The organism is Enterococcus aquimarinus, from assembly GCF_001885765.1.
GTDB lineage: Bacteria > Bacillota > Bacilli > Lactobacillales > Enterococcaceae > Enterococcus_I > Enterococcus_I aquimarinus.
Window position 1 is genome coordinate 77,823 of sequence record NZ_JXKD01000011.1, and the last position, 9,117, is coordinate 86,939.

Annotated in this window: 6 protein-coding genes, 1 pseudogene and 1 riboswitch; all 7 genes and pseudogenes read left to right on the forward strand. The window is 39.0% G+C overall.

Annotation, left to right across the window (positions count from 1 at the left end; translation table 11 throughout):
* The first annotated feature begins 101 nt into the window (after positions 1-101).
* Positions 102-1,017: pseudogene (locus tag RU93_RS08425) on the forward strand (aldo/keto reductase).
* A gap of 148 nt (positions 1,018-1,165) precedes the next feature.
* Positions 1,166-2,143 carry a GMP reductase gene (gene guaC / locus RU93_RS08430; RefSeq protein WP_084131327.1) on the forward strand — a complete coding sequence of 326 codons (978 nt, stop codon included), beginning with the start codon at positions 1,166-1,168 and terminating at the stop codon, positions 2,141-2,143.
* A gap of 118 nt (positions 2,144-2,261) precedes the next feature.
* Positions 2,262-3,365 (forward strand): non-hydrolyzing UDP-N-acetylglucosamine 2-epimerase, encoded by a 1,104-nt coding sequence (gene wecB / locus RU93_RS08435; protein ID WP_071875174.1) that lies wholly within the window; start codon positions 2,262-2,264, stop codon positions 3,363-3,365.
* Positions 3,366-3,474: 109 nt separating this feature from the next.
* Positions 3,475-3,649, forward strand: a riboswitch (M-box (ykoK) riboswitch).
* A 165-nt stretch (positions 3,650-3,814) separates the two neighbouring features.
* Positions 3,815-6,409 carry a magnesium-translocating P-type ATPase gene (gene mgtA / locus RU93_RS08440; protein ID WP_071875175.1) on the forward strand — a complete coding sequence of 865 codons (2,595 nt, stop codon included), beginning with the start codon at positions 3,815-3,817 and terminating at the stop codon, positions 6,407-6,409.
* 454 nt (positions 6,410-6,863) lie between these two features.
* A complete protein-coding gene (gene pdhA, locus RU93_RS08445) occupies positions 6,864-7,970 on the forward strand; it encodes a pyruvate dehydrogenase (acetyl-transferring) E1 component subunit alpha (RefSeq protein ID WP_071875176.1) in 1,107 nt (368 codons plus the stop codon).
* 2 nt (positions 7,971-7,972) lie between these two features.
* On the forward strand, positions 7,973-8,950 hold the full coding sequence (locus tag RU93_RS08450) for an alpha-ketoacid dehydrogenase subunit beta (RefSeq protein ID WP_071875177.1): 978 nt from the start codon (positions 7,973-7,975) through the stop codon (positions 8,948-8,950).
* A 30-nt stretch (positions 8,951-8,980) separates the two neighbouring features.
* Positions 8,981-9,117 (forward strand): biotin/lipoyl-containing protein (locus RU93_RS08455; protein ID WP_342741503.1); only part of this gene is annotated, 137 nt, incomplete at its 3' end.

The window sequence follows — 9,117 nt, forward strand, 5'->3', positions numbered from 1 at the left end:
GTAAAATACGAAGTAGAGGATTTTTTTTGTGGTTCAAAAAAACAATCCTTTGAAGGAAATAAGAGAACGATGAACCAAAAAAATGGATGGAGATGAAAAGAATGAAACAACTAACATTTGGACAAACAGATTTAAAAGTTCCTGCAGTCATCTTAGGCTGCATGCGTTTATTAGCAGCAGATAATCCGGTGGACGTATTAGAAACAGCCGTCGAAGAAGGAATCACTTTTTTTTGATCATGCGGATATTTATGGGAATGGCGAATGTGAAAGTTTGTTTGGACAAGCTTTAAAAGAAAGTTCGCTGAAGCGTGAGGACTTATTCATCCAATCAAAATGTGGTATTGTACCGGGTGTCATGTTTGATTTTTCGAAAGAACATATTATCTCCTCAGTAGAGGGAAGTTTAAAGCGTCTACAAATTGAACAATTAGATGCGCTATTATTACACCGTCCAGATACATTATTTGAACCAGAAGAAGTAGCAGCTGCCTTTGATCAATTAGAAACGCAAGGGAAAGTAAAATATTTTGGTGTAAGTAATCAAAAGCCAGGACAAATCGAATTGCTGAAAAAAACAGTTCGTCAACCACTCGTGGCCAATCAATTGCAATTTGGGATTAAGCATACCGAAATGATTGATCAAGGGTTTCATGTCAATATGAGTGATGCGCCAGCTGTGGATCGTGATGGTGAAATTTTAGAGTATTCACGGTTAAATGACATGACGATTCAAGCATGGTCACCTTATCAATATGGCTTTTTTGAAGGTGTCTTCATCGGTCATGTTAAATTTCCAGAGCTAAATAAAACATTACACGAAATGGCACTTAAATATGATACTACGCCTACGGGAATTGCTTCCGCATGGATTTTACGTCATCCAGCCAATATGCAAGTCATTGCCGGCACGATGAATTTAAAACGAATTCGTGAGATCTCACAAGCATCAACGATTGTTTTATCACGCAAAGATTGGTATGCCATTTATTTAGCTGCAGGAAACATTTTACCTTAAACACGAACATTCATCCGATAGATTTCAAAAGAAAGAGTAATCTTAGTTGCATTTTCTTACTAAATCGGCTAAAGTAGCTAGGGCGTTAGTAAAAGCCCAATAAATTTTTAAATGAAGAAATTTTGAGAGGATGTTTTCGATGTTTGATATGCAAGTCTTTGATTATGAGGATATTCAATTAATTCCGAATAAGTGTATTGTGAATAGTCGTTCAGAGTGTGATACTACAGTGACATTGGGGAAACACACGTTTAAAATGCCTGTTGTTCCGGCGAACATGCAAACCATTGTAGATGAGACGATTGCTGAATTTTTAGCAGAAAAAGGCTATTTCTATATTATGCACCGTTTTGATGAGGAAGGTCGAATTCCTTTTATCAAAAAAATGCGTGAAAAAGGATTAATTGCTTCCATTAGTGTTGGGGTAAAAGAGTATGAGTATGCCTTTGTTGAGCGCTTAGCATCAGAAAATGTCGTTCCTGATTATATTACTATTGATATTGCGCACGGTCATTCCGCTGCTGTCATTAATATGATTCAACATATTAAAAAAGTGATGCCTGAAACGTTTGTTATTGCAGGTAATGTTGGAACACCTGAAGCAGTCCGTGAATTAGAAAATGCGGGGGCAGATGCGACAAAAGTTGGAATTGGTCCTGGTAAAGTCTGCATCACAAAAATCAAAACTGGTTTTGGTACAGGAGGATGGCAATTAGCTGCCCTTCGTTGGTGTGCCAAAGCGGCGCGTAAACCGATTATTGCAGACGGTGGAATCCGCACACATGGCGATATTGCCAAATCTGTTCGTTTTGGAGCGTCAATGGTGATGATTGGTTCATTATTTGCCGGTCATGATGAATCACCAGGTGAAACAAAAGTAGAAGATGGCGTAGTCTTAAAAGAGTACTTCGGTTCTGCTTCTGAGTTTCAAAAAGGCGAAAAGAAAAACGTTGAAGGAAAGAAAATTTGGGTTAAACACAAAGGCTCTTTAGCAGATACGTTAGTTGAAATGCAACAAGATTTACAATCATCCATTTCATATGCAGGTGGGAAAGATTTAGAATCAATCCGCAAAGTGGACTATGTGATTGTGAAAAACTCCATCTTTAACGGAGACACGATTTAATCATCAATTGAACAGTCGATCACCACTTTTATCCTAGGGTAGAGGTGGTGTTTTTTTAGTCTGGAGAAATGTTAAAACTTTGTTATACTAAACATAGTAGAGGAATAGGAGTGATGAAATGGCATTCAAAGTATTTTCTGTATTCGGCACAAGACCGGAAGCAATCAAAATGGCGCCATTAGTAAAAGCGTTAGAAGCCGATCCGAGATTTGAATCAAAAGTCATCGTGACAGGACAGCATCGTGAAATGCTCGATCAAGTCCTGCGAATTTTTGATATCCATCCAGATTACGATATCAACATTATGTCAACAAATCAAAGTTTAACAGAGATCACAACCAAAATATTACAGGCCTTACAGCCCATCCTAAGCCAAGAAAAGCCCGATTTATTATTGGTTCACGGGGATACAACCACGACATTTGCGGCTTCTTTAGCGGCTTTCTATCAACAAGTGAAAATTGGACATGTCGAAGCGGGGTTGCGCACGTGGAATAAATATTCACCATTTCCGGAAGAAGCCAATCGCCAGATGACGGATGTGTTAGCCGACATCTATTTTGCTCCGACGGCGATTAGTCGTCAGAACTTGATAGACGAAAATCATCCAGCAGAAAAAATTTATGTTACGGGGAATACCGCAGTGGATGCGATGAAATATACGATTTCAAACACGTATGTTTCCAACGCATTTGAGATCACAAACGATAAAAATATTGTGTTAACAATGCATCGTCGGGAGAATATTGGGGATCCGATGATACGGGTGTTTTCAGCAATCAAACGCATTGCAAAAGAGCATCCTGATTACACCATTGTTTTTCCAATGCACAAAAATCCTCAAGTTCGTGAACTAGCACAAGCAGAATTTGCGAACTTTGCCAATATCCAATTAATTGAACCGTTAGATGTTGTTGATTTCCATAATTTAATGGCACGTAGTTATTTCATTTTAAGCGATTCTGGTGGCGTGCAAGAAGAAGCACCTTCACTGGGTGTACCGGTTTTGGTTTTACGTGACACCACTGAAAGACCAGAAGGGGTGACGGCTGGAACGTTAAAATTGATTGGAACAACGGAAGAAGTCGTCTATCGAGAAATGAAGCAATTATTGACGGATTCAGATTGTTATCAAAAAATGGCTCATGCGAAAAATCCTTATGGTGATGGTCAAGCAAGTGCCAATATCATTACGGCCATTACTGATTATTTTTCACTATAAAGAAATGAAACGTTCAACGTGAGTGGAGGATGAGAAATAAAAATCACGCAAGTTGTTCTATGGTTATTCATTGACAATGAGAAAATGGACGTCTATAGTTAGAAGTGAATAAAATAATTGTTAGGTGAGGCTCCTATAAAGAAATAAGCTGCTGCCGCGAAAGTATCGAGAGATTCTTAGTTGGTTGAACAGGGATGGTCGCGAAGGTCATCCATAATGTAGCTGGTAAGTATCGTTTACTTATCTACGCTTTATAGTGCTAAAGCTCAACGATGACTATGGTGGAATAACGAACGCATACTCATTGTTGAGTGTGCGTTTTTTTCGTCACCAGCAAGAAAGGCGGTAAATACAAATGGATCACCCAAGTCCCCAGAGTATCAAACGAGCAACTCAATCTTTAGGAGGCTCAGATAGAGAATCCTACTAAACAATAGGAGGTCTAGGACATGTTAAAAAAACCAGAGACAAAAGAACAAGAATTAAAGAAAATGGCATTCTTGACGGAACGAGAACTTTACACTGAGTTACGCTCTGCTCCGCAAGGGTTAACCCAAGAGGATGCGAAAGAACGATTAGAAGAGTACGGTCCTAATAAAGTAGATGCAGAAAAACCAAGTTCTGCTTGGCGCATTTTTTTATCGGCCTTCAAAGATGCGTTCGTTTTAGTTTTAAGCGGCTTAATGGTTGTTTCTTATTTAGCACGCGACTATGAAGCAGCGATTGTGATGGCAGTGATGATTTTTGCGAGTGTCACGATTAGCTTTATTCAAAATTACCGTTCTCAAAAAGCGAGCGAAGCCCTAAAAGAATTAATTGAAAATACGTGTGCGGTGATTCGAGATAACGAGGTCAAAGAAATACCGATGGATGAAGTCGTGCCGGGCGATATCGTCTCGCTGGCAACAGGTGATATGATTCCGGCTGATGCGGTTTTAATTTGGACGAATGATTTATTTGTCAATCAATCTTCTTTAACCGGTGAATCGATGCCAGTTGAAAAATTTGTAGATTCAGGTATCGACAAAAATGAGCGCGAAATCTCTGCGTTAGACATGCAAGATTTAGTCTTTATGGGAACTGACGTCTTAAGTGGTCAGGGAAAAGTCATTATTTTAAAAACAGGACAACATACGTTTTTTGGCGACATTGCTAAAAATGCTACGAAAAAAAGAGGGAAAACGACTTTCGATGATGGGTTAGTACGCGTCAGTAAGCTCTTATTACGAATGGTCTTAGTGTTATTTCCAGTTGTCTTTTTACTAAATGGTTTTACAAAAGGTGATTGGAGTGAAGCCTTCTTCTTTGCTATCGCCGTGGCGGTTGGTTTAACGCCTGAAATGTTACCAATGATTGTCACGAGTAACTTGGCAAAAGGGGCGTTAACGTTATCGAAAGAAAAAGTGATTGTCAAAGAACTTCCTTCGATTCAAAACCTAGGAAGTATGGATGTGCTTTGTACGGATAAGACGGGTACCATTACAGAAGATCGCGTGGTATTAGTGCAACACTTAAACCCGCTCGGTGAAGCGAATGAAGCGGTTCTAAATATTGCCTATCTTAATTCTTCTTATCAAACCGGATGGAAAAACTTAATGGATATTGCTGTCATTAATTATTTTGAAGAAAATAACTTACAACTTCCGTACCATGAACTAAAGAAAATTGATGAAATTCCGTTTGATTTTTCTCGTCGTCGTTTAACAGTTGTGATGGAAGCGGATGGGCACCAGTTGATGATTACCAAAGGTGCTGTTGAGGAAATGGAAGCTGTTTGTTCTCACGTTAACATTAATGGCGAAGTGATGGAAATTACGGAAGATTTACGTCAGCAAATGCGTAAAGTCAACCGTCGTTTAAATGAACAAGGAATGCGAGTTTTGACCGTTGCGACTCGCAAAGATGCGCATAGTGACGCGGTTTATTCCGTGGCTGATGAAAAAGAAATGACAATCATTGGCTTTATGGGCTTTTTAGATCCTGCGAAGAAAAGCGCAGCGACTGCTATCCATTCTTTACAAGGTCACGGCGTCAATGTCAAAGTATTGACCGGCGACAATGAAATTGTGGCGCAAAAAGTTTGTAGCGATGTCGGGATTGATGCGCAACGTTTCTTATTAGGAACAGATATCGATCAAATGTCGAATGAAGAATTAGCGAGTGTGACCGAAGAAGTGAATTTATTTGCGAAACTTCATCCGATGCAAAAATCACGAATTATTGCGGCAATCCAAAGTAAAGGGCATACGGTTGGTTTCATGGGTGATGGGATTAATGATGCGCCGGCGTTAAGAATGGCGGATGTCGGAATCTCAGTTGATACCGCAGCGGATATTACCAAAGATGCTAGCTCAATTATTTTATTAGAAAAAAGTTTAGATGTCCTCGATTATGGAGTGGTGGAAGGTCGCCGCGTCTTTAGTAATATTATGAAGTATATTAAAATTACCATTAGTTCAAACTTCGGGAATGTCTTCTCTATTTTAACGGCTAGTGCTTTTTTACCCTTTTTACCGATGCTCTCGATGCAACTTCTCGTTCAAAACTTAATTTACGGGATTGCCCAACTGACCATACCTTGGGACAATGTTGATGAAGAAGAATTAGAGAAACCCGTAAAATGGCAAATTGGAGGATTATTGAAATTCACTCTGTGTATCGGACCGGTGAGTAGTCTGTTTGATATTTTAACGTTTGTCGTCTTGTGGTTCGTTTTTTCTGCCAATACTGTCGCCGATCAAGCGCTCTTCCAAGCAGGATGGTTTATGATTGGATTAGTCACACAAATCTTAGTGGTTCATGTGGTGCGAACCAAAAAACTACCTTTTATCCAAAGTATTGCCTCTTGGCCAGTCATCGTCTCCAGTTTAGCGGCGATTGGTGTGGCTTTTGTAATTATCCTAACACCACTACGTCAGACGTTTGATTTTGCAAAACTACCAGATAATTACTGGATTTGGTTTGTCGGAATTGTCGTGGCCTACCTAATAACATTAGAAGGGGCCAAAAAAATCTACATTCGTCTAACAAATGAATGGTTATAAAAATAAATACGGTCACAAAAATAGAAGATAAATGAAAAAGAAACGGTTTCTTTGAATAGTCAAAGAGAAACTGTTTCTTTTTTTAACGGTTCTGTCATATGATTTGTGCTCAAAAATGGATAGAAAAATGTATCGTTTGGAGATTCACAATTCAAAAAATCATCCAAATCGATGGTAAGATTCGAAAAACTGTTACTACTGATAAGATTACTGTATTATTTTTTGATGAAAAACGATTTGAACACAAAACAATGTGAGAGAATTCACCAATGAATCTTTTCAGAATAAGGATTTTCATCCTAAAAATAGCATTAAATTAAAACTTAATACTTGTCTTTCTGTCATAAAAGTGATAGTTTATTAATGTAATTGATAATAACAGTGGTACAGAAAAAGACTGCTGTTGCAATTTAACAATAGAAAGAACTTATTTAAGAGAGGAAAGTGTGACAAGATGGCAAAGAAAAAAACAATTGACTTCCAAACGTTACTTGACAAGGTACAGTCGGATTTCCCGATGTATCAAGCATTAGACAAAGATGGGAACGTTGTAAACGAAGCGTTAGTTCCAGATTTAACAGATGAAGAATTAGTAGAGTTAATGACTCGTATGGTATGGTCTCGCGTTCTTGATCAACGTTCAACAGCCTTAAACCGTCAAGGTCGTTTAGGATTCTTCGCGCCAACAGCTGGCCAAGAAGCAAGTCAATTAGCAAGTCATTTTGCTTTTGAAAAAGAAGATGTATTATTACCAGGTTACCGTGATGTTCCACAATTAATTCAACATGGTTTACCTTTATCGCAAGCATTCCTATGGTCACGTGGACATGCTGCAGGTAACTTCTACCCAGAAGATTTAAAAGCCCTACCCCCACAAATTATTATCGGAGCACAATACGTGCAAGCGGCAGGTGTGGCACTTGGCTTAAAAATGCGTAAAAAACCAAACGTAGCTTTCACTTATACAGGTGATGGTGGTTCTTCTCAAGGAGATTTCTATGAAGGAATTAACTTTGCTGGCGCATATAAAGCCAACGCAGTCTTCTTCATTCAAAATAACGGTTTTGCAATCTCTACTCCACGCGACAAACAAACAGCAGCTGTTACATTAGCTCAAAAAGCAGTCGCAGCTGGAATTCCTGGTATTCAAGTAGATGGAATGGATCCACTTGCAATGTATACTGTCACAAAAATGGCTCGTGATTGGTCAATCGCAGGAAATGGTCCTGTTTTAATTGAAGCAATGACTTACCGTTATGGTGCACATACGTTATCAGGAGATGATCCAACTCGTTACCGTTCAAAAGACATGGATGATGAGTGGGTAGCAAAAGATCCATTGATTCGTTTCCGTAACTACTTAGAAGCAAAAGGCTTATGGAATGAAGAAAAAGAGAACGAAGTCATTGAACAAACAAAAGAAGAAATCAAAGTAGCGATTGCGGAAGCAGACAAGCAACCAAAACAAAAAGTTTCAGATTTCTTAAAATCAATGTTTGAAGTTCAACCGCAAAGCATTAAAGAGCAAATCGAAATATTTGAAGCGAAGGAGTCGAAATAAACATGGCACAAAAAACAATGATTCAAGCAATCACAGATGCACTTGCTTGTGAGTTAGCCGCTGATGAAAACGTAGTGATGTTCGGTGAAGACGTTGGTAAAAACGGAGGAGTTTTCCGTGCAACTGAAGGCCTACAAGAAAAATTTGGTGAAGATCGCGTATTTGATACACCTTTAGCTGAATCAGGAATCGCAGGTCTTGCATTTGGTTTAGCATTAGAAGGTTACCGTCCAGTACCTGAATTACAATTCTTTGGTTTTGTCTTTGAAGCAATGGATGAAGTTGTCGCTCAAATGGCTCGTACACGTTACCGTATGGGTGGTACGCGTCAATTACCAATCACAATCCGTTCACCATTTGGTGGAGGCGTTCATACGCCAGAATTACACTCAGATAACTTGGAAGGCTTAATCGCGCAATCTCCTGGTATCCGTGTCGTGATTCCATCAAATCCCTATGATGCAAAAGGATTATTAATCGCTTCTATTAGAAGTAACGATCCTGTTGTCTTCTTAGAGCACATGAAATTATACCGCTCTTTCCGTGAAGAAGTTCCAGAAGAGTCTTATGAAGTGCCACTTGATAAAGCAGGAATCACACGTGAAGGTAAAGATGTTTCAATCATTACTTACGGCGCAATGGTTCGTGAATCAATCAAAGCAGCTGAAGTATTAGAAAAAGAAAACATTGATGTTGAAATCATTGATTTACGTACGGTTGCTCCTTTAGATATCGCAACAATTATTGCTTCTGTTGAAAAAACAGGTCGCGTTGTTGTTGTACAAGAAGCACAAAAACAAGCAGGTGTTGGCGCTCAAGTTGCTGCTGAAATTGCGGAACGTTCAATTCTTTCATTAGAAGCACCAATTGGTCGTGTAGCTGCTCCAGATACGGTATTCCCATTTGGACAAGCAGAAGGCGCATGGTTACCTAACGCAAAAGATATTGAAGATAAAGTAAGAGAAATCGCAAACTTCTAGTAGCGAGGACGAGAAAGGGAGATATCAAACATGGCATTTCAATTTAAATTACCAGACATTGGTGAAGGAATCGCAGAAGGCGAAATCGTAAAATGGTTTGTTAAAGTCGGCGATACAATCAATGAAGACGATACGTTATTAGAAGTACAAAATGATAAATCAGTGGA

Coding starts and splice junctions, on each gene's coding strand:
- guaC (WP_084131327.1), top strand. CDS start 1,166: ATGCAAGTCTTTGATTATGAGGATATTCAATTAATTCCGAATAAGTGT.
- wecB (WP_071875174.1), top strand. CDS start 2,262: ATGGCATTCAAAGTATTTTCTGTATTCGGCACAAGACCGGAAGCAATC.
- mgtA (WP_071875175.1), top strand. CDS start 3,815: ATGTTAAAAAAACCAGAGACAAAAGAACAAGAATTAAAGAAAATGGCA.
- pdhA (WP_071875176.1), top strand. CDS start 6,864: ATGGCAAAGAAAAAAACAATTGACTTCCAAACGTTACTTGACAAGGTA.
- RU93_RS08450 (WP_071875177.1), top strand. CDS start 7,973: ATGGCACAAAAAACAATGATTCAAGCAATCACAGATGCACTTGCTTGT.